This is a genomic window from Sphingobium lignivorans (assembly GCF_014203955.1).
Classification (GTDB): Bacteria; Pseudomonadota; Alphaproteobacteria; order Sphingomonadales; family Sphingomonadaceae; genus Sphingobium; species Sphingobium lignivorans.
This window is the reverse complement of sequence record NZ_JACHKA010000001.1, coordinates 1,656,723-1,676,037: the sequence shown is the minus strand read 5'-3', so window position 1 is coordinate 1,676,037 and position 19,315 is coordinate 1,656,723. Positions and strand designations below refer to the sequence as shown.

Sequence of the window (19,315 nt, the reverse complement as noted above, 5' to 3'; positions counted from 1 at the left end):
CTCGGATGGCGCCGCCGGGAACCGGCCCCCGACAGGTGACCTATGGTTCATGCGTTGACAGGGATTATTGGTGATGCGACCATTTCGGCCTAAGATCGACGCACCGCCCCTCGAAATGGCGGGCTTCTCCGGGAGAGGTCGCTTGATGGACTTGATCAGCACGAATGGCCTGCCCCGTGCCGACAGAGGGGCTGCCTGGGCCGCGCTCTATGCCACGCGTATGAGCAAATGCGAGTTCACGCCCGGTGATACGGACAGGTTCGACGCGGAACTGCGGATCACGCAGCTCGGTCCGGTCAAGATCGCGCGCCATGCCATGGATCGCTGCAGCGTGGAGCGCAGGCGAAGCGACATCGTCATCGGGGCGCCACGCCTGTATAATTTCCTTCTTCAGGCGGAAGGGACAGGCACTTTCTACCAGTGCGGCAAAGAGTCGGAACTGACGCCGGGCGACTTCGTGCTGTGCGACACCGGACTTCCCCATTTCTTCAAGACCGAGGGACCGGCGGTCAACATCATGGTCCGCGTGCCGCTCAAGATCCTGTCCACCTACCTGCCGACGCCCGAGCAATTCTGCGGGCAGCGTCTCGGACGTGCGGCAGGCCTGATTGGCGCGGCGGCGGCCATGGTGCGTGAACTGGGTTCCGGGCAGGGGCCGGGCTGCTCACCGCTCGATGAGGAGCGGGTCGCGCGCTACCTGCTCGAGATGATCTCGATGTCCTACACATCCAGCAATGCCCCCCTCGCGGATGCCTCGGCCATCGCGTGGCAACGGCGTCGGGACGTCATCCAGTTCATCGAGGACAATCTGCGCGATCCCGATCTGTCTCCTGCCCTGATTTCTGCCAGGTTACGCGTCTCGGGCCGTCACCTTCGTACCGTGTTCGCAAGCGGCGGTGAAAAGATACTGGCCTATATCCTGCGCCGCCGGCTCGAGGAATGCGCCCGCCAGATGAGCAACCCGGCATGGAGCATGCATACGCTGACCGAAATTGCCTTTTCCTGGGGTTTCAACAGCTCTGCGCATTTCACCCGGACATTTCACGAGAAATATTCCGTTGCTCCCCGCGAGTTCCGCAGGCGCGCTCTCGAGAGAAGCGTGACGAAGCACTCGTAGGAAGCGCTCCCAGATGGCATTACAGTAGATGAGGTGACGAAAAGCGGCGCCAAAAATCCGGCGCTCGCTTCACGGTCTGTCAACGGTCATTAGAACTCACTTGAACCAATTTCCCGATACCAATGTCATGGCTCACTCTTCGCCCGCATCATCGCTTTCCGGGCCGGCCATCATGCCTTCGGCGACATCCTCGGTGCGAGCCCGAATCGCGCGCTCCAGCTTGGTCGTCATTTCCGGATTCTCGCGCAGGAACTGCTTGGCATTCTCCCGTCCCTGACCAATGCGAACCGAATCGTAGGAAAACCAGGCACCCGACTTTTCGATGATCCCGGCCTTGACGCCAAGATCGAGAATCTCGCCGATCTTGGAAATGCCCTCGCCATACATGATGTCGAACTCGACCTGCTTGAACGGCGGCGCGACCTTGTTCTTGACCACCTTCACACGCGTCGCATTGCCGGTGATCTCGTCCCTGTCCTTGATCTGGCCGGTGCGGCGGATATCGAGGCGAACAGAAGCATAGAATTTCAGTGCATTACCGCCGGTCGTCGTTTCCGGATTGCCGTACATCACCCCGATCTTCATGCGCACCTGATTGATGAAGATCACCATGCAGCGCGAGCGACTGATCGACCCGGTGAGCTTGCGCAGGGCTTGGCTCATGAGCCTTGCCTGAAGCCCGACATGGCTGTCGCCCATCTCGCCTTCGATCTCGGCCCGCGGCACCAGCGCCGCAACCGAGTCGATCACCAGCACGTCGATCGCATTCGAGCGCACCAGCGTGTCGGCGATCTCCAGAGCCTGCTCGCCCGTATCGGGCTGGGAGACGATCAGCTCGTCGATGTTCACGCCGAGCTTCTTCGCATAGACCGGATCGAGCGCATGCTCGGCATCGATGAAGGCTGCCGTTCCACCGGTCTTCTGGGCCTCGGCGATCGCATGCAGAGCGAGCGTGGTCTTGCCGGAGCTTTCAGGCCCGTAAATCTCGATGATGCGTCCGCGCGGCAATCCGCCGATGCCAAGCGCGATGTCCAGGCCGAGGGACCCCGTCGAAATCGCCTCGATCTGCATCGTTTCCTTGGAACCGAGCCGCATGGCCGAGCCCTTGCCGAAGGCTCGGTCAATCTGAGCCAGAGCCGCTTCCAGAGCCTTCTGCCGTTCCATGGTGCCTGCCTTCTTGTCGCCGTCTATGAGCTTGAGATTTACCGTCATGATGCCGCTCCCCATGGATGTCAAAACATAGTGTCCAGACCATACAAGATATGTCTGTATCCTATTTGTTCTCGTTGAACAAGAGCGGAACATGAAGTAGGGACGTCCCGTGGGCTTCCCGATGATGCCAGATTCCATGCCGAGCGGACCGGAGGCGATCGCGCCATTCCGGAATGCACGGCTAATGGCTGATAAAGGTGAAAGCGATCAGGCAGGCATAACCGAACATGGAAATGCTCGGTTAATGAATTAACCATGAAGAAAAGCCAAAAATCATTAAAATGATGTTAGCAGTTTTCTGTTAGATCGCTTGGAATTCCTTGGAACAACATTTCGGCATTATTTTCATTGGCTCAGCTCTACCGCTTTTTTCGGGCAGATCGCTTCTGGTCATGGATTGACTGGCCCGGGCGCGAATCTGCCGGACGGACCGAATCCTCCGCTGCTCCCGGGCGCCGACGGCTCCTGGGCCTGTGGCCGCTTGCCGCCGGCCTTCTGCTCGCTACCCTCGGCGGTCAGGTCCTGATCGGTGAGACGGGCATGGCCAAGATCGCGGCAGCCCTGCGCGATCCCGCCGCACTCTTCGATCTGCGGTCCCCCGGCGAGAGAACCCCCGGCTCGACATACTCCATCAAATCCCGCGCCAAGCACGCTGCATCTCCCCGTGAGCGCGTGCTGCCCGGCCTGCGGGAGGCCTCCAGCCCCTTCCCGTTGATAGAGCTTCCCGATCCCACGCCTGCCATCCTCGGCGACATGCCGCTGTTCGACGAGGTGATGCCAACCGCATTGGCTGCGATGCCTGTTTCCGGCCCTGCCGGCCCCGCAGGCACGCCGTTTGCGAGCTTGCCCGCCGGGCCGCTGAGCCCCGGCGGCGGTATCCTGCCGCCCGGCCCCGGTCCCGGTCCCACGCCTGATCCGCAGCCACTGCCCATTCCCGAGCCGGCCACCTGGGCCGCCATCCTGCTGGGCCTGTGCGTCGTGGGTGCGATGATGCGCGTGGCCGGGCGTCGCCGCATGGCGCGCCAATAGGCCGCCCGGGCGAAGCGGCATCGATGCGAAAGGGAATGCGGTCCTTCCTGCTGTTCGGCGCCGGCATCGTCATCGCGGCCCTCGGCCTCCACCAGCAAGCAAAGACGCGGCGTGTCACCCCCGAGCCGTCCCGGGTCAGCGCCGAGAGCTCCGGCGAACGCACGCGGCAGCACTACCCGCCGGGCAAATATCCGGTGATGCTCATGCCGGACGGCACGCGGCGCACCATCTACAGCATACTCAATGTCCGCGGCCCGATGCGCTTCGGCACGCATGTCTGGAACGAGGCAGGCGTGCCCGAGGGGCCGCTATGGGTGCGGGTGGACCTCGCTCGGCAGATCCTCTCCGTATTCCGTGGCGGGCATGAGATCGGTTCCGCGGTCATTCTCTATGGCACGGATGGCAAGCCCACTCCGACAGGCAGCTTCACCGTCCTTCAGAAGGACGCGGACTATCATTCCCGTACATATGATGCGCCCATGCCCTACATGCTCCGGCTGACAGATGATGGCGTGGCGATCCATGGCAGCGATGTGCGGGTCGGCCGGGCAACCCATGGCTGCATCGGCGTGCCGCTGGCTTTTGCGCGGCTGCTCTTCGCGCAGATGCACAAGGGGGACATGGTCGTGATCGTCCCCGCCGACGATCAGAACGGCTCGCCGCCCCGCCAGACACAGATCTGATGTCCCGGGAATCGGACTGATCGAGAACACCGCCAGCAAAAGCTTGTCCGTCACGACGCACAGCCGCCGCCCTCGACGTTAAAATCCCGTTAACCAGCCTCGTCCACATGCTCGTGACGAGCTGGTGAGAGAAATCCCGCGGACCTGCGGGAGTTCTGAGCGATGACGGATCACAGCTGGCACAGCCGCCTTTGCACCGGCCTTCTCGCCTTGGCGGCGCCATTCGCCATGGGCGCCACGGACCCGATGCTGAATTTCGAGCAGCGCCTGCTGACTACGCACAATGCGGAGCGCGTGAAGCTCGGGATCGAGCCGCTCAACTGGAATGCGGCACTGGCCCGCTCGGCCCAGAGCTGGGCCGATCATCTCGCGAGGAACGGCCAGTTCGAACATGCTCCGGAGAATTCCCGCGAACCGGTCGGCGAGAATCTCTGGGCGGGCACGAAAGGCCACTACACCCCCGAGGCGATGGTCGATGCATGGGTGAGGGAAAAGCGCAACTTCCGTCGCGGCACTTTCCCGGACAACAGCATCACCGGCCGGGTGGAAGATGTAGGTCATTACACGCAGGTCGTGTGGCGCGCGACAAGGCAGGTTGGCTGCGCGCGTGCGAGGGGCACGCAGGAAGACGTGTTGGTCTGCCGCTATGCGCAGGCCGGCAATTATATCGGGGAACGCCCCTTCTGATCGCCGGGTGATGGCGATGGGCGCTGCCCTGCACAATGGTGCCGGGTTCAGCCCGCCCCCCGCGCGGCTGCAAGCACGTCGCGCGCCGCTTCTGCCAGCTGGGAGACGGAAAACGGCTTCGGAAGGAAAGCGACGTTATCGATATCGATCGATTTGCGCAGCTGTTCCTCCGCATAACCTGACATGAAGAGCACCGGGATATCCGGATAGGATGCGCGGGCGGCTCGCACCATGGCGGGGCCGTCCATCCCCGGCATGACCACGTCCGAAATGAGGAGATCGACCTTCTCGGTCTGCGCTAGGCGCGCCAGCCCCTGCTCGCCATCGCTGGCACTGACGACCGTATAGCCCTGCCTCGTGAGCGCGCGTTCGGCGACGCTGCGGACCATGTCCTCATCCTCCACCAGCAGAATGGTGCCCGTGCCCCAGGTCTCGGTGGCGGGGCGCTTGCGAGTCACTGCCGTGCTCCCGCCCACTTCCGCGCTGGTGGCGTGAACTGGAAGATAGATCTTGAAGACAGTTCCCTCACCCAACTGCGATTCGGGGAAGATGAAGCCGCCGGACTGCTTGATGATACCGTAGACGGTGGAAAGGCCCAGACCGGTCCCGCGCCCCACGGGCTTGGTGGTATAGAAAGGCTCGAAGATCTTGCCGAGCAGATCGGGCGCGATGCCGACGCCGGTGTCCCCGACGCTGAGGCCGGTATAGTCGCCGATCGGCATGATCTCGTTCTTGAGGTCACGCACGTCCTGCGCTGACACCGCGAACGTACGGACAGTCACTGTTCCCCCGTCCGGCATGGCGTCCCGCGCATTGACGACGAGATTGACGATCACCTGCTCGAGCTGCCCCGGGTCCGCCCGCACGGTGCCCAGGCCCCGGCCATGATAGACTTCCAGCTTGATGTTCTCGCCCAGCAGGCGCTTGAGCAGGCTCGATACTTCCGATACCACGTCAGGCAACTGGAGGACCTGCGGCCGGAGCGTCTGCTGACGCGAAAAGGCGAGCAACTGCCGGGTCAGCGATGCCGCGCGATTGGAATTGGCCTTGACCTGCTGAATGTCGTCATAATCGCTGTCGCCCGGCGTATGGCGCATCAGCATCAGGTCGCAATGGCCGATGATGGCAGTGAGGATATTGTTGAAATCATGAGCAACGCCGCCCGCCAGCTGGCCGACCGCCTGCATCTTGGTCTGCTGGGCGACCTGGCGCTTGAGACGTGTCTCCTCGCTGTTGTCCTTGAGGCTGAGCAGCACCGCCGCCTCGCCCAGACCGCGCACGCCGGCAAGGCTGAGCGACACGGACTCCTCCGGGGCTCCGCGCAGGCGGACCTGGAGATCGCCGGACATCTGCGGGCCGATGGCATAGCGGCGGATCGCTTCGGCGACAGCGGCCTGATCCTCGCCGATCACCAGATCGCCGGGGTAGCTCGGCTTGTCGCCCGGCCCGATGCCGGCCGCCCGGGCGAACGCATTGTTGTAGAACAGCAGGCGCCCGTCCCGATCGGCCATGCCCAGGCCGAAAGGCAGTAGCGAAAGCAGCGTCTCCACATAAGCGAGGCTGGAAATGCCCTCGACCGACGGCACATTGTCGTCGACCATCACGAGCACCAGCAGGCCGGCGGGATCTTCCGGACGCACCGGAATCTGCATCATGCGAACCGGCGTCGCCTGTTGCTCCTCCTGCGCATAGAAGATGCGGCCCTTGGCATCCACGCGCATATAGGCGGAGAAATCGCGGCCGATGATGTTGCTGTCCGGCCTGCCGGTCGCGCGCAGGGTGAAAGCGGGGTTGGCGGCCCGGATGCGTCCCTCGCCCCCGATCATCACGCACATGATGCCTGCTTCGGAGAGCTGCCGTCCCGCCTGCCCTTCTATGATGCGCAGATAATCGTCCATGACGCTGGCCTGCCGCACGCTGGCGAAGCGCCAGAGCAGATAGTCGTCGATGCGGCCGGTGCGCAGCACATGGACATCGAGCTGCAGGCTGCCGCGCAACAGACCGGCCACTTCGGCCTCTCCATCACGCCATGCCGCGCGGGCGGCCTGGGCGAGCCGTTCCTGATCGCGCGCTGAAACCTTGATTTCCGCCGGCACCGGATAACCTGGGAACCACTCCCCATATTGATCGCTCGCGCAGACCATGCGGCCCGTGCGGTCAGTGACCGCAATCGCATGCCCCGCTGCCTCGGCAGCCGCCCGCGTGACCGTCCAGTCGGTCACCACGGCCTGATCCACCTGTGCCGACGGGAAAAGCCGCTGGGCATACCAGATGAGCGCCGCGCCCCCGATCACAGCTGCCCCGAAGCCGGCCGCCAGAACAACATCCCCCAGCAGCCAGAGCAGCAGAAGCGCACTGAAGAACGCCGCCGCAACGATGATCGGCACGGGATTCACGGTGGGCCTGTCAGCAGTCAGGCTGAGCAGGTCGCCACGATGAGATCCCGGGCCGATGGCTTTCACGAAGCCTGTTCCCTCAGGCCGAGTTCGATTGCGTCGCCTTCCATCTCCGGTTCGCGCAGGCGAGCATGCGCACGCTGCCTCCACTTCCGTGCGAGGCGGGAGCGCCACAGCAGCGAGGAAAGGAGATAGCCGACCGCCGCACATACGACCGAAACGACCGCAAGGCCGAACAGCAGAGCCGGCGCGGTTTCGGAGAAGAGCCAGCGCATCCAGTCGCCCACGCCGGCATGATTGTTGATGAGTGCCATCACCTGGCTGAAATCGCCCGAACGCCCCAGCATGGTCGAGCCGACATAATAAGAGGCGGCCAGGATGAAGGGCGTCGTCGCCGGGTTCGACAGGAAGGTCATGGCGGCGGCCAGCGGCACATTGGCGCGCACCGGCAATGCCAGCAGCGCCGCCCCGGCAATCTGCAGACCCGGGATCAGCAGGAAGATGCCGACCAGCAGTCCAAGAGCGACCCCGCGCGGCACCGACCGCCGTGTGAAGCGCCACAGCTCCGGTGCGAGCACGCGGTGTGCCACGGGCTTGACGAACCGGTTCTGCTCAAGGCTTTCCCGGCTGGGCATGGACTCGCGGAATGCCCGCACCAGCCGCTTCCTGGGCATCAGCCCCGCTCCCGCAGCAGCCGGCCCTGCTCGCGCTTCCAGTCGCGTTCCTTGATCGTCTCGCGCTTGTCATGGGCCTTCTTGCCCCGCGCCAGCGCAAGCTCGACTTTCGCCTTGCCGCGCTCGTTGAAATAGACGCTCAGCGGCACCAGGGTCATGCCATGCCGCGCCACCGCGCCATGGAGTTTCTGGATCTCCCGCTGATGCAGCAGCAGCTTGCGAGCCCGGCGCGGCTCGTGGTTGAAGCGATTGCCGTGGCTGAACTCGGGAATGTTGCTGTTGACGAGCCACACTTCCTCATCGTTCACTTCGGCATAACTTTCCGTGATCGACCCCTCGCCGAAGCGCAGGGATTTCACTTCCGTGCCGCGCAGCGCGATGCCGGCCTCGAACACGTCTTCGATGGCATAGTCATAGCGAGCGCGCCGGTTCTCGGCGACGGTCCTGACCTTATTGAAGGTGGATGGACGCGGGCGGGCCATGGAAACTCTCTTTCGGTGAAGCAATCTATATCTAGGAGATGGACCGCTGCTAAACCAGACCCGCGATCTCGAGGGCCCGATCAACGGTCGCGCGCGCTGCACCGGATGGCCATGTAATAGGCAGTCGAACCTCCGCCGGCATGTCCTCGCGCAGTCGGGACAGGGCATATTTCACCGGACCCGGGGACGAATCGCAGAACATGGCATCATGAAGCGGATAGAGACGGTCCTGCAGGTGAAGCGCTGTGTCCCAGTCACCGGACAGGCAGGCATTCTGGAACTGCGCGCAGAGATGTGGCGCGATATTCGCCGTAACCGAGATGCAGCCCCGTCCGCCCATGGCATTGAAGCCCAGCGCCGTCTCGTCATTGCCCGAAAGCTGGCAGAAATCAGGCCCGCAAGCGAGGCGCTGAGCCGTCACGCGGCCAAGATTACCCGTTGCGTCCTTCACCCCGACGATCGAACTGAATTCCTCCGCCAGCCGGTGCATGACCGGAATGCCGATGTCCGTGATCGTCCGGCTGGGCACATTGTACAGCACGATCGGCAAGTCGCAGCGCGATGCCAGATAAGCGAAGTGCTGATAGACGCCTTCCTGGTTCGGCTTGTTGTAATAAGGCGCGACCACCAGCGCGGCGGCAGCGCCGGCCGCCTGTGCGGCGAACATGTGCTCGAGAGCGATCCGCGTGTCATTCGATCCGCACCCCGCGATCACCGGCACGCGCCCCGCCGCCTGCTCGACGCAGATTCGCACGACGCGGTTGTGTTCCTCGATGGTCATCGTGGCGCTTTCGCCGGTCGTTCCGCACGGCACCAGCGCGCTGGATCCCTCGGCGATCTGCCAGTCCACGAAGGCGCGAAACGCTGCTTCATCGACCCGTCCGTCGCGGAACGGCGTGACAAGTGCAGGAATCGAACCGGAAAACATGAAAAAACTCCTTCAAAGCGCGCGCTCGGACAGGCATATTGGGGCCATGCACGCGCCCGTTCACCGTTCGATCATCGAGGCTCTGCCATAATGTACCGCATGGGAAAAGACCTTCGCTTGCCCGCCATCGTCATCGCCGCGGCACTTGCCTCGGGGGCGACCAGCGCGTCCGCACCGCAGTCCGCCACGACCGTCACCTGGGAGGCGGTTCGGGAACGGATCGCTGCCAGCAGCGCCTCCGATGCCCAGATCACCTCGGCGATCAGCGAATGGCGGCGCCTGGCCTCCAGCGATGCGCTTGGCTTTGCCGCTTATGCTGACTTCCTGCTTGCCTATCCGGGCTGGCCCGACGAGGGCCGCCTGCGCGGCAATGCCGAGCGTCTGGCCGATCCGGACATGGACGACCCCGGCAAGATCATCCGCTTCTTCGAGAGATATCCGGCCACGACGGCGCAGGGCAAGGCTGTCCATGCGCTGGCGCTGGCGCGCCTTGCCCGGTTCGAGGATGCGCGAGGCGTGGCCCGCGCCGCCTGGATCGCGGGGCCGATGGACCCGAAATACGAAGAAAAGCTGCGCGGGCAGTTCTTCTCGGTTTTTACGGCGGATGACCATCTCAAGCGCGCCGATGCCGCGCTGTGGCGCCGTCGCGCGGACGTGGCCGAGCGCGTGCTGCCCTCCGTGCCCGTGACGCGTCAGGCCGTCGTCGCCGCGCGCATCGCATTCCAGCGGAAGGCGGCTGACGCGGCGTTGAAGATGGGGCCGGCCGATCCGGTCGGCGCGATGGACGCCGGCTATCTTGCGGACAAGGCCCGCTGGATGGCGGAGAATGGCGACAATGCCGGGGTGCGAACCCTTCTTGCCAATCGCATGACGCTCATGCAGCGGCCCGGCGATGCCGAGCGCTGGTACGAGCTGCTGCTCGCCCACGCACGGGCCGCAGGCTCCGATGGCCAGTGGTCGAACGCCTACGCCATCGCATCCAAGGTCGACGACGCCTTCGAGCCGGGAACGGACGTGAGCGCCCAGCCGCTGGGCGTGCGGGACGATTATACGAGCCTGGTCTGGCTCGCCGGGACGGCCGCACTCAACAAGCTTGGTCGCCCGGCCGACGCGGAAGGCATGTTCGTGCGCTATGCGACCGGCGCCCGATCACCGCAGACTGTATCGAAGGGCTATTACTGGGCAGGCCGCGCCGCCGCGGCCGCTGGTCGTCAGAGCGTCGCGAACGAGCATTTCGCGCGGGCCGCCACCTTCCCCGATCAATATTATGGCCAGCTCGCGCTGGAGCGGCAAGGCAAGGCCATTCCGGCACCGGCAGCCGCCGAACGACGCGTGGAGCTTGCCGCGGCACAGCGAAAGGCCTTCCTCTCGCGGCCGATCGTGCAGGCGACGCTCAAGCTGGGCAGGGATGGTGCATGGATGGAGCAGTCCCGCTTCGTGCGCGCTCTCGCCTCCACGGCCGAGACGGACGAAGACCATGTGCTCGTGGCCGAGCTGTCCCATATGCTGGGGCGCCCCGACCTGGGTGTCATGGTCGGCCGGCGCGCCATGGCGAACGGCCTCTCCGGCTATGCGGACGCAAGCTTCCCCCGCATGAAAGTGCCCGATCGCCAACAGATGAACTGGACGATGATCCATGCCATCACCCGGCAGGAGAGCCAGTTCGACCGTGCGATCATTTCCCGCGCCGGCGCGCGCGGCCTGATGCAGCTGATGCCGGCCACCGCGCGTGAAGTGGCGGGCAAGATCGGCATGAGCTACGACACGGGCTCGCTGTTCGAACCGCACTACAATATCGAGCTGGGCAGCACCTATTTCAGCCAGTTGCTGCGCTATTATGGCGGCAGCTACCCCCTTGCCGTGGCGGCCTATAATGGCGGCATGGGCAATGTGAACAAATGGCTCAAGGCCAACGGCGATCCGCGCCTGCCGGGCGCGGACATCGTGCAGTGGATCGAGGATATTCCGATCTACGAGACCCGCAACTATGTGCAGCGCGTGCTGGAGAACGCCGTGATCTACGATCTCGTCAATCCGACCCGGCAGATGGCGTCCTCCTCCTCCTCGGCGCCGCTCAGCCGGTATCTCGGGAAGCAGCGGCCGGGCTGAGGCCCGCTTTCTTCCCTGCAATATTTCCCTTCATCAACGACGATCAGGAACGATGACCGAACAATCAAAGGAAGCCGGAGCAGCGGCAGCGCCCTCCCCCGCCGAAGCCAATGGCACGGAGCCTCTCACGGCCAACAAGGCTTTCTGGATGAGCATCGGCGTCGGGTCCGCCGCTCTGGTAGCCGCGCTCATGTACGCCACCAAACGCCCCAAGCGCCGCCGATAAACCGGATGAGCAGTCCGGCCAGGCCGAACTACATCACGCCGGCCGGCATGATGGCGTTACGCGCGGAATATGACAGGCTGCTGTCCGACGAGCGCCCCAAGATCGTCGAAATCGTGAGCTGGGCTGCCGGCAATGGCGACCGCAGCGAGAATGGCGACTATCTCTACGGCCGCAAACGGATGCGCGAGATCGACCGGCGCCTGCGCTGGCTCTCCGAGCGCATGAAGGCGGCACGCGTGATCGATCCGCGTCAGCAGCCCGACAGGAGCCGCATCTTCTTCGGTGCCACCGTCACGATTGCGGACGAGGATGACCAGCAGCGAAACGTGACCATCGTCGGGAACGACGAAGCCGATGCCGGGGAAGGACGCATCGGGTGGGACACGCCTCTGGCGCGCGCCCTGCGCGGCGCGACGGTGGGCGATCTGCGGCGCGTTTTTCTGCCGGGTGGCGAGAAGGAATGGGAGGTCGTGGAAATCAGCTATCCGGGTGATGCCGTTCCCACTGCACCGGAAGCGACGTGACGGACGGATCCGCTTCCCGGCCGCCGGGAGCATCCGGCGTGGGCCGGCTCATCCGCTACGCATTGCTGGTCTTCACGCTCGCTGCACTTGCGCCCGTGCCGAGCCTTGCCGCGCAGTGCCTGACTGGCGAGTTCCGCGCCTCCGCCGGGCCTGACGTCGCCTCAAGGATCGAAATCACCGAGGATGGTCGCTTTCGCTATTTCCTGAGCACCGGTGCGCTCGACGAATGGGCAGAAGGGCAATGGACCTGCGAACAGGGCGACCTTCGGCTGACCACCCTGCCCCGTCCCAAGCCGGCTGAGTTCCGTCTGGAAAGCGCCCGTGTCCATGATGCCGCTGCAGGAGAGGAGCCCCCGTTCGCCCTGCACGTCACATGGCCCGACGGAAAGGACATCCCTGCCGTCGATTTCCGCATCGCGTTCGAAGAGGGAGAAGAAAGGACGGGCTATACGCAGGCCGATGGCTGGTTCGCCGACCTCGCGGGCCGCACACCCCGGTCCATTCAACTTTCCGAGCCCTTCCATGGCACGACCTCGCCCGTCTTTCAGCTCCCGCCCGCACCGAAGGGGGGAAGGCTGGAGGTCCGCATCCTTCTCCTGCCCAACGACATGGGCGTCGTGGATTTTGATGCAGCGCCAGTGCGACAAGAAGGCACGGGCCTCATCCTGAACTGGCGAGGCAACGCCATCTCCTATCTTCCAGTGAGGCAATGATGAACGAAGCGATCAGCAACAGCGGCGGCGAGGAAGAGCTTGTCATGGAATCCGGCAGTATAGTGACTGATGCGCCAGTCATACGCGCTGCGACGCCGGAGGACTGGCCGGGCATCTGGTCGGTCATCGAGCCTGTGATCCGCGAGGGTGAAACCTATCCGCTGGATCGCGACCTCGATGAGTCTGCGGCGCGCGCCTACTGGTTTGCGGCCGACAAGAGCGTCTTCGTGGCTTTAGGGCCCACGGGCGAAGTCATCGGGACCTATACGCTGCGGCCCAATTCGACCGGCCCGGCCGCGCATGTCGCCAATGCAGGCTATGCCGTCCGGCCGGACCAGCGCGGGAAAGGCGTCGCGCAGGCGCTGTGCCGCCACTCGCTGGAAACCGCCCGCCGGCAAGGCTACCGCGCGATGCAGTATAATCTCGTGATCGCGACCAATCATCGCGCCGTGCGGCTTTGGCAGCACATGGGCTTCACCATCATCGGAGCCTTGCCCGGCGCCTTCCGGCACCCCAAGCTCGGCTATGTCGACGCCTATATCATGTACCAGGAGTTCACCGGGCCGTCCTGATCGGGGTGGGAAGCTCTGCATCGTGACCGGCAGAGCCACGCATCAGTCGTCGGGATCGTAGCCGAAGGCCTCTTGCGCCAGCCGGATCACGACCGGATCGGCTGGCGGCATGTCCATCGGCACATGCTTCTCCAGCGCGTCGGCAATGCAAGTGAGCGCCGCGATCCGCGCCGATTTGCGATCATTCCCGTCGATCACATGCCAGGGCGCCCAGCGCGTGTCGGTCCGCGCGAACATCTCCTTGATCGCTTCAACATATGCGTCCCGCTTCGCCCGGTTGCGATAATCCTCAAGGCCGGTCTTCCAGCGCTTGAACGGATCGTCCAGGCGCTGGGCGAGCTGGCGATCCTGCTCTTTCTGGGTGATGTGGACGAACAGCTTCACGATGGCGGTGCCACTGTCCACCTGCTGCGCCTCGAACTCGTTGATCTCGTCATAGCCGCGCTTCCACTCCTTCTCGGAACAGAAGCTTTCCACCCGCTCGACAAGCACGCGCCCGTACCAGCTGCGATCATAGATCGCGATATGCCTGTCCGCCGGGAGGCGCGTCCAGAACCGCCAGAGGAAATGCCGCCCGAGTTCGTCCTCAGTGGGCGCCGATATGGACCAGACCTTGAAATAGCGTGGATCGAGCAGCGCCGTCATGCGCTTGATGATCCCGCCCTTGCCGGCCGCGTCCCAGCCTTCCAGCATGACGACGCTGCGCCGCTTGTGAACGATATGCGCGACCTGGATTTTCTCCAGCCGCTTCTGAAGCTTGAGCAGAGCCTTGTCGAAGTCGCCTTCGAAATTGCCGCCCTTCTCATAGTCGGAAAGCTTGATGGCCATGCCCCACCCTACCGCCCGGGTAGTCATTGTCGAGAGTGCATCGCCCTGAAGGCCGTGGATCGCACACCGCTCGCCCGGCCTTGCTCATCCGGCCCGCCGGGGAGGCCGGATGAAGGCATGGGCAGGCGGTGCAGCCCCTCGGCTGCGCTCAACCCTTCTGCGGCTCGACGATCCGGATATGCAGTTCCCGAAGCTGCTTGAGCGTCGCAGGCGCCGGCGCCTGCATCATCAGGTCCTCGGCCTTCTGCGTCATCGGGAAGACGATCACTTCGCGGATGTTCGGCTGGTCGGCCAGCAGCATGACGATGCGGTCCACGCCGGGCGCGGAACCGCCGTGGGGCGGCGCGCCATATTTGAACGCATTGATCATGCCCGCGAAATTCGTGTCGACATCCTCGCGGCTGTAGCCGGCAATCTCGAACGCCTTGTACATGATCTCCGGCTTGTGGTTCCGGATGGCACCCGACGACAGCTCGACGCCATTGCAGACGATGTCATACTGCCACGCGAGGATGTCGAGCGGGTCCATCGTCTCCAGCGCTTCCAGCTCGCCCTGCGGCATGCTGAAGGGATTGTGGCTGAAATCGATCTTCTTGGCGTCTTCGTCATACTCGAACATCGGGAAATCGACGATCCAGCAGAACTCGAAGCGATCGGGATCGATGAGCCCGAGCTGCTCGCCGACTCGCGTGCGCGCAAGGCCGGCGAGCTTCGCTGCCTGCGCTTCCTTGCCGGCCGCGAAGAACAGGCCGTCGTCCGGCCCGAGACCGAGCGCGTCGGCCAGCGCGTTCATCTTGTCCTCGCCATGGTTCTTGGCAATGGGGCCGCCCCACTCACCGCCCTTGCGCGTGGCATAGCCAAGACCGGCAAAGCCCTCGCTCTGCGCCCAGGCGTTCATGTCATCGAAGAACTTCCGGCTCTTCTCGGCGGTGCCGGGCGCGGGAATGGCCCGCACGACATCGCCGCTCTCCACAATCGACGCGAAGCGGCCGAAGCCCGAACCCACGAAATGCGCGCTGACATCGGAAATGAGGATGGGATTGCGCAAATCCGGCTTGTCGCTGCCATATTTGAGCATCGCTTCGCGATAGGGAATGCGCCGGAACGGCAAGGGACTGACCGTCCGCTTCTTGCCCTGCCAGTCGGCGAACTCCTCGAACACGCCATGAAGGACCGGCTCGATGGCCGCGAACACATCGTCCTGCGTGACGAAGCTCATCTCGAAATCGAGCTGGTAGAACTCGCCGGGCGAGCGATCCGCGCGGGCATCCTCGTCGCGGAAGCAGGGGGCGATCTGGAAATAGCGATCGAAACCCGCCACCATCAGGAGCTGCTTGAACATCTGCGGCGCCTGGGGCAGCGCGTAGAACTTGCCCGGATGCACGCGGCTGGGCACCAGATAGTCGCGCGCGCCCTCAGGCGAGCTCGCGGTCAGGATCGGTGTCTGGAATTCCGTGAAGCCCTGGCCGATCATGCGCTGGCGCAGCGACGCGATGACGTTGCTGCGCAGCATGATGTTGGCGTGAAGCGTTTCCCGGCGCAGATCGAGGAAACGATATTTGAGGCGAATCTCTTCGGGATAGTCCAGCTCGCCGGCCACCGGCAGAGGCAGCTCCTGCGCGGCGGACTGCACGCTGGCATCCTCCGCGCGAATCTCGATCTCGCCGGTGGAGAGGTTCGGATTGACCGCTTCCGCCGCACGCGCGACCACCTTGCCGGTGATCGTCACGACGCTCTCCGCCTTGAGGCTTTCGATCACGGAGAAGACCGGCCCGTCGACTTCCGTGACGAGCTGCACCATACCGTAATGATCGCGCAGATCGATGAAAACGAGGTCGCCATGGTCGCGCTTGCGGTGAACCCAGCCGGAGACGCGGACCGTCTCCCCGACATGAGTGGATCGAAGCTCCCCGCAGGTGTGCGTGCGATAGGCGTGCATGCGTGACTGGCCTTTATTTCGTGCCCCTCATTGCGAGGCGGCTGGATGAATGACAAAGACTGACAAGGAGGCTAAGGGACGCGCCTTGTCTCGCTTATCCCGGCTCCCGACCCGAGGACCGGCCCATAATAAGATCACTTGCCATATGCAAATCCATCCACTGATTACCGAGAATGCAGCTCTGTTCGCCTTGTGCGAGCGCATGGCGAAGGCGGATTTCATCGCCATCGACACCGAATTCATGCGCGAGAACAGCTACTGGCCGGATCTGTGCCTGTTCCAGATTTCGGACGGCAAGGAAGCTGCCGCCATCGATCCCAAGGCGCCGAGTCTGGACCTCAAGCCACTGCTGTCGCTGCTGGTCGACAATGAGGACGTCCTCAAGGTTTTCCACGCCGGAGGGCAGGATATCGAGATTGTCTACAATCTCACGGGCAAGACGCCCTATCCCCTGTTCGACACGCAGATTGCCAGCATGGCCCTGAGCCAGGGCGAGCAGATCGGTTATTCCAACCTGGTCGACAGCTGGCTCGGTATCCATCTCGACAAGGGCGCCCGCTTCACCGACTGGGGCCGCAGGCCGCTCGACAAGCGGCAGATCGATTATGCCATCGGCGACGTGACACATCTGGCCGAGATCTTCCCGCTGATGCTGGAGGAACTGCGCAAGACAGGCCGGGGCATCTGGCTCGATCAGGAGATGGAGCGGCTCGCCGATCCGTCCAACTACACCGTGAACCCCGGCGATGCCTGGAAACGCGTTCGCATTTCCAGCCGGAAGGCCGAGGTGCTGGGGCGCCTCAAGGCGATCGCCGCGTGGCGCGAGCTTGAAGCGCGCGACAAGAACCTGCCCCGCGGGCGGATCGCGAAGGACGAGACGCTGGCGGACATCGCTTCGCATCCGCCGCGCGCTCAGGAGGATCTGGGCAAGGTGCGCGGGCTTTCCGCAAGCTGGAAGGGCAATGAGATCGGCGCGCGGCTGATGGCCGCCATCCAGTCTGCAAAGCCGCTGCCGCGCGATGAGATGCCCGAGCGCGATCCAAGCCGCCCGGGCCTCGGCAAGGAAGGCGCGCTGGTCGCCGACCTTCTCAAGCTCCTGCTCAAGATCCGCTCGCGCGAGATCAACGTCGCTTCCCGCCTGCTGGCACGCTCCGACGATCTTGAACTGCTGGCCGCGGGTGCGCGGGCAAACCTGCCCATTCTCGAGGGCTGGCGCTTCGAACAGTTCGGCCGCGATGCGCTCGATCTGGTGGAAGGGCGGATGGCTTTCGCGGTGCGCGATGGTAAGCTGCTGATGACTCGCACGGAGGCCTGATATGCGCCGGACCATTGCTTTCGCAGCAGCCATCATGCTGCCGGGTTGCGCTACTACCACTGCGGAGGGCCCGACGACGCCCCCGCAGGCCACCGGTGAATGCACGGCCGAAGGCCTCGACACTTATGTCGGCCGCAAGGTGAGCGCCGAGCTGGGCGCGGAACTGCTCGCCAGATCGGGTGCGCGCACCCTGCGCTGGGGCCCACCCGGCAGCGCGATGACCATGGACTTCAGGCAGGACCGCCTGACAGTTTCCTATGACGAGGCCATGATCGTCACCAGCGCCCGCTGCGGCTGAGTCGGCCAGGACGACGCAGGGTCAGTTCACGCGGAGGCCGGTCTGCCGGCAGGCCAGATCATGCATCGACGAGGAAGCCGGCTCCCATGGCACTGCCCAGCTGGCGGAGTCGCCGGTCGATCGCTTCTCCGGCCAGCGCGGCATATTCCGGTTCCAGCTTCAGGATGATCGTGCCATCTCGCATCCCGAGGGAAGACCCTTGCAGCGGACTCTCCGCGCCGCCGGAAAGCCGCTGACACAATCGGATCGCAAGACCCCATTGGATGGCGCGCCGCAGGAACTCCGGCGGGGCGAGCGCTTCGAGTGCGGGGGCAATCATGTTGCCGCCACCGAAATTGGCATGAAGCGCCTGCGCCATGGCCGCGCGCTCTGCCGCCGTGACGCCGGGCCAGTTGCCGTGCAGCGCGAATTCGAGGCCACGCTCCGCCCGGAAATCGGGATTGGCACGCCAGCCGACATCGGCCAGGAGGCATGCCGCGAGGCGTACGCGCGCCCATTCGGGCGGATCGCTCTCGAACAGCGGCGCGATCCAGCCCGCGATCTGGTCGCCATGGCCGACGAACCGCCCTTGGGCATCGCCCTCGATGCGCGCCGCCACCAGCAGAGGATCCTGCTCCGCCAGCTCTGGCGGCAACTGCTCGTACAAGAGGCCTTCACGAAGGCCAAAAGCCGAGACCGTGAGGCGGGAGGGCCGCAGCCGCTCCACGATCGCGACCAGCATATGCGCCGCATCAGGCAGACCCGGCAGGCGCGCACTGCTGACTGCGGGCAGCCCCTTGAGATCGGCCTTCTGTGCCCGCTCCAGCCACTGCAGCAGTGCCGCAGGCCGATCCGGCGTCATTTCATAATGGTGGAGGATCGGCAGGGGATAGCCGGTGATCTGCATGTCGAGCCGTGCCAGCGCCCGCCAGCTTCCGCCAATGAGATAGAATGGCACATCGGCAGGCAAGTCGTCGCCGCCCAGTTGATGCAGCAGTTCATCGAAGCGCTGCGCTAGCGCCTTCTTGCCCCGTCGCCTGATCTCCCCGATGCGGAACACGCCCAGCGGCAGGGATACCGCCTGCCCGACACCGCCCGAGCCGACCCGCACGAGTTCGAGACTGCCCCCGCCCAGATCGCCCATGATCCCTTCGGCCTGCGGGATGCCGGAGAGCAGGCCGAAGGCTGACGCCCTGCCCTCCTCCTCACCGCTCAGCATGCGGACCTGGAATCCGAGACTATCCGCGCGCTCGATGAACTCGGCGCCGTTGCCGGCGTCCCGCACCGCCGCGGTCGCCACGCAGATCACTTCTTCCACCGCCATTTCTTCGATCAGCCGGGAGAAGCGCTCCAGTGCCTGAAGACCGCGCTCTATGGCGCGCTCGCCGATCCGCCCTGTCCGCCCGATGTCGGCGCCAAGGCCGGCCATGATCTTCTCGTTGAACAGAATGAAAGGCACCCGCCGGGGCCCATCATAAACGACGAGGCGGACACTGTTCGAGCCGATATCAATGATGGCGGTGCGACGGAAATGGGCGCCTTTGAGCGTCGTCTGCCTCGACTGGCCTGTGGGACGATCAAGCAATGTCACGGGAAGCAGGCTC

The 19,315-nt window shown here is 64.3% G+C and carries 19 protein-coding genes; 11 read left to right on the top strand and 8 right to left on the bottom strand.

Annotated features, from left to right (window positions below; translation table 11 throughout):
• The first annotated feature begins 145 nt into the window (after positions 1-145).
• Positions 146-1,117, top strand: coding sequence for an AraC-like ligand-binding domain-containing protein (locus HNP60_RS07590; protein WP_184215043.1), 972 nt, complete (start codon positions 146-148; stop codon positions 1,115-1,117).
• 132 nt (positions 1,118-1,249) lie between these two features.
• On the opposite strand, the gene recA is transcribed toward HNP60_RS07590, so the two are convergent.
• The gene (gene recA / locus HNP60_RS07585) at positions 1,250-2,329 is read right to left on the bottom strand and encodes a recombinase RecA (protein WP_184049545.1); all 1,080 of its coding nucleotides are present in this window, start codon (positions 2,327-2,329) and stop codon (positions 1,250-1,252) included.
• 540 nt (positions 2,330-2,869) lie between these two features.
• Between recA and HNP60_RS07580 the strand changes: the two genes are divergently transcribed.
• From HNP60_RS07580 to HNP60_RS07570, 3 genes are all read left to right on the top strand, one after another.
• Positions 2,870-3,358, top strand: coding sequence for a PEP-CTERM sorting domain-containing protein (locus tag HNP60_RS07580; protein WP_184152132.1), 489 nt, complete (start codon positions 2,870-2,872; stop codon positions 3,356-3,358).
• Positions 3,359-3,393: 35 nt separating this feature from the next.
• A complete protein-coding gene (locus HNP60_RS07575) occupies positions 3,394-4,041 on the top strand; it encodes a L,D-transpeptidase family protein (protein WP_260394775.1) in 648 nt (215 codons plus the stop codon).
• 162 nt (positions 4,042-4,203) lie between these two features.
• Positions 4,204-4,728, top strand: a complete 525-nt coding sequence (locus HNP60_RS07570; RefSeq protein ID WP_184152130.1) for a CAP domain-containing protein — start codon at positions 4,204-4,206, stop codon at positions 4,726-4,728.
• Between the two features lie 47 nt (positions 4,729-4,775).
• On the opposite strand, the gene HNP60_RS07565 is transcribed toward HNP60_RS07570, so the two are convergent.
• The 4 genes from HNP60_RS07565 to dapA all read right to left on the bottom strand — a co-directional run bounded on the left by HNP60_RS07565 (position 4,776) and on the right by dapA (position 9,208).
• Positions 4,776-7,124, bottom strand: coding sequence for a response regulator (locus HNP60_RS07565; protein WP_184156940.1), 2,349 nt, complete (start codon positions 7,122-7,124; stop codon positions 4,776-4,778).
• A 62-nt stretch (positions 7,125-7,186) separates the two neighbouring features.
• Positions 7,187-7,798, bottom strand: a complete 612-nt coding sequence (locus tag HNP60_RS07560) for a DUF2062 domain-containing protein (RefSeq protein ID WP_184152127.1) — start codon at positions 7,796-7,798, stop codon at positions 7,187-7,189.
• Positions 7,798-8,280, bottom strand: a complete 483-nt coding sequence (gene smpB, locus HNP60_RS07555) for an SsrA-binding protein SmpB (RefSeq protein WP_014075843.1) — start codon at positions 8,278-8,280, stop codon at positions 7,798-7,800. The genes HNP60_RS07560 and smpB overlap by 1 nt, the downstream gene beginning before the upstream one ends.
• Before the next feature lie 49 nt (positions 8,281-8,329).
• Positions 8,330-9,208, bottom strand: a complete 879-nt coding sequence (gene dapA, locus HNP60_RS07550; RefSeq protein WP_014075842.1) for a 4-hydroxy-tetrahydrodipicolinate synthase — start codon at positions 9,206-9,208, stop codon at positions 8,330-8,332.
• A 90-nt stretch (positions 9,209-9,298) separates the two neighbouring features.
• Here dapA and HNP60_RS07545 point away from each other — a divergent pair, with 90 nt between their 5' ends.
• From HNP60_RS07545 to HNP60_RS07525, 5 genes are read left to right on the top strand one after another with little or no spacing between them, the layout of a single operon-like run.
• On the top strand, positions 9,299-11,317 hold the full coding sequence (locus tag HNP60_RS07545) for a lytic transglycosylase domain-containing protein (protein ID WP_184152124.1): 2,019 nt from the start codon (positions 9,299-9,301) through the stop codon (positions 11,315-11,317).
• 52 nt (positions 11,318-11,369) lie between these two features.
• Positions 11,370-11,543 (top strand): hypothetical protein, encoded by a 174-nt coding sequence (locus tag HNP60_RS07540; protein ID WP_014075840.1) that lies wholly within the window; start codon positions 11,370-11,372, stop codon positions 11,541-11,543.
• Between the two features lie 5 nt (positions 11,544-11,548).
• Positions 11,549-12,067 carry a transcription elongation factor GreB gene (greB, locus tag HNP60_RS07535; RefSeq protein ID WP_184152119.1) on the top strand — a complete coding sequence of 173 codons (519 nt, stop codon included), beginning with the start codon at positions 11,549-11,551 and terminating at the stop codon, positions 12,065-12,067.
• Between the two features lie 38 nt (positions 12,068-12,105).
• A complete protein-coding gene (locus HNP60_RS07530) occupies positions 12,106-12,780 on the top strand; it encodes a hypothetical protein (RefSeq protein WP_184152117.1) in 675 nt (224 codons plus the stop codon).
• A complete protein-coding gene (locus HNP60_RS07525) occupies positions 12,777-13,352 on the top strand; it encodes a GNAT family N-acetyltransferase (protein ID WP_221414622.1) in 576 nt (191 codons plus the stop codon). Before HNP60_RS07530 ends, HNP60_RS07525 begins: the two co-directional genes overlap by 4 nt.
• Before the next feature lie 42 nt (positions 13,353-13,394).
• Here the strand turns inward: HNP60_RS07525 and HNP60_RS07520 are convergent, their stop codons facing one another.
• A complete protein-coding gene (locus HNP60_RS07520) occupies positions 13,395-14,180 on the bottom strand; it encodes a polyphosphate kinase 2 family protein (protein ID WP_184152114.1) in 786 nt (261 codons plus the stop codon).
• Positions 14,181-14,328: 148 nt separating this feature from the next.
• A complete protein-coding gene (aspS, locus tag HNP60_RS07515) occupies positions 14,329-16,119 on the bottom strand; it encodes an aspartate--tRNA ligase (RefSeq protein ID WP_184152111.1) in 1,791 nt (596 codons plus the stop codon).
• A gap of 145 nt (positions 16,120-16,264) precedes the next feature.
• On the opposite strand from aspS, the gene rnd reads away from it, so the two are divergent.
• Positions 16,265-17,434 carry a ribonuclease D gene (rnd, locus tag HNP60_RS07510; RefSeq protein WP_184152108.1) on the top strand — a complete coding sequence of 390 codons (1,170 nt, stop codon included), beginning with the start codon at positions 16,265-16,267 and terminating at the stop codon, positions 17,432-17,434.
• 1 nt (position 17,435) lies between these two features.
• Positions 17,436-17,732 carry an I78 family peptidase inhibitor gene (locus HNP60_RS07505; RefSeq protein ID WP_184152105.1) on the top strand — a complete coding sequence of 99 codons (297 nt, stop codon included), beginning with the start codon at positions 17,436-17,438 and terminating at the stop codon, positions 17,730-17,732.
• A 58-nt stretch (positions 17,733-17,790) separates the two neighbouring features.
• Here HNP60_RS07505 and HNP60_RS07500 read toward each other — a convergent pair whose 3' ends face one another.
• Positions 17,791-19,302: a Ppx/GppA phosphatase family protein gene (locus HNP60_RS07500; RefSeq protein WP_184152102.1), complete on the bottom strand. Its 1,512-nt coding sequence runs from the start codon at positions 19,300-19,302 to the stop codon at positions 17,791-17,793.
• Positions 19,303-19,315 lie beyond the last annotated feature (13 nt).

What these genes read in the sequence shown, in the direction of transcription:
- aspS (WP_184152111.1), bottom strand. Translation starts at nt 16,119, where the DNA reads ATGCACGCCTATCGCACGCACACCTGCGGGGAGCTTCGATCCACTCAT.
- rnd (WP_184152108.1), top strand. Translation starts at nt 16,265, where the DNA reads ATGCAAATCCATCCACTGATTACCGAGAATGCAGCTCTGTTCGCCTTG.
- HNP60_RS07520 (WP_184152114.1), bottom strand. Translation starts at nt 14,180, where the DNA reads ATGGCCATCAAGCTTTCCGACTATGAGAAGGGCGGCAATTTCGAAGGC.
- dapA (WP_014075842.1), bottom strand. Translation starts at nt 9,208, where the DNA reads ATGTTTTCCGGTTCGATTCCTGCACTTGTCACGCCGTTCCGCGACGGA.
- smpB (WP_014075843.1), bottom strand. Translation starts at nt 8,280, where the DNA reads ATGGCCCGCCCGCGTCCATCCACCTTCAATAAGGTCAGGACCGTCGCC.
- recA (WP_184049545.1), bottom strand. Translation starts at nt 2,329, where the DNA reads ATGACGGTAAATCTCAAGCTCATAGACGGCGACAAGAAGGCAGGCACC.
- greB (WP_184152119.1), top strand. Translation starts at nt 11,549, where the DNA reads ATGAGCAGTCCGGCCAGGCCGAACTACATCACGCCGGCCGGCATGATG.
- HNP60_RS07505 (WP_184152105.1), top strand. Translation starts at nt 17,436, where the DNA reads ATGCGCCGGACCATTGCTTTCGCAGCAGCCATCATGCTGCCGGGTTGC.
- HNP60_RS07540 (WP_014075840.1), top strand. Translation starts at nt 11,370, where the DNA reads ATGACCGAACAATCAAAGGAAGCCGGAGCAGCGGCAGCGCCCTCCCCC.
- HNP60_RS07525 (WP_221414622.1), top strand. Translation starts at nt 12,777, where the DNA reads ATGATGAACGAAGCGATCAGCAACAGCGGCGGCGAGGAAGAGCTTGTC.
- HNP60_RS07580 (WP_184152132.1), top strand. Translation starts at nt 2,870, where the DNA reads ATGGCCAAGATCGCGGCAGCCCTGCGCGATCCCGCCGCACTCTTCGAT.
- HNP60_RS07590 (WP_184215043.1), top strand. Translation starts at nt 146, where the DNA reads ATGGACTTGATCAGCACGAATGGCCTGCCCCGTGCCGACAGAGGGGCT.
- HNP60_RS07545 (WP_184152124.1), top strand. Translation starts at nt 9,299, where the DNA reads ATGTACCGCATGGGAAAAGACCTTCGCTTGCCCGCCATCGTCATCGCC.
- HNP60_RS07560 (WP_184152127.1), bottom strand. Translation starts at nt 7,798, where the DNA reads ATGCCCAGGAAGCGGCTGGTGCGGGCATTCCGCGAGTCCATGCCCAGC.
- HNP60_RS07570 (WP_184152130.1), top strand. Translation starts at nt 4,204, where the DNA reads ATGACGGATCACAGCTGGCACAGCCGCCTTTGCACCGGCCTTCTCGCC.
- HNP60_RS07575 (WP_260394775.1), top strand. Translation starts at nt 3,394, where the DNA reads ATGCGGTCCTTCCTGCTGTTCGGCGCCGGCATCGTCATCGCGGCCCTC.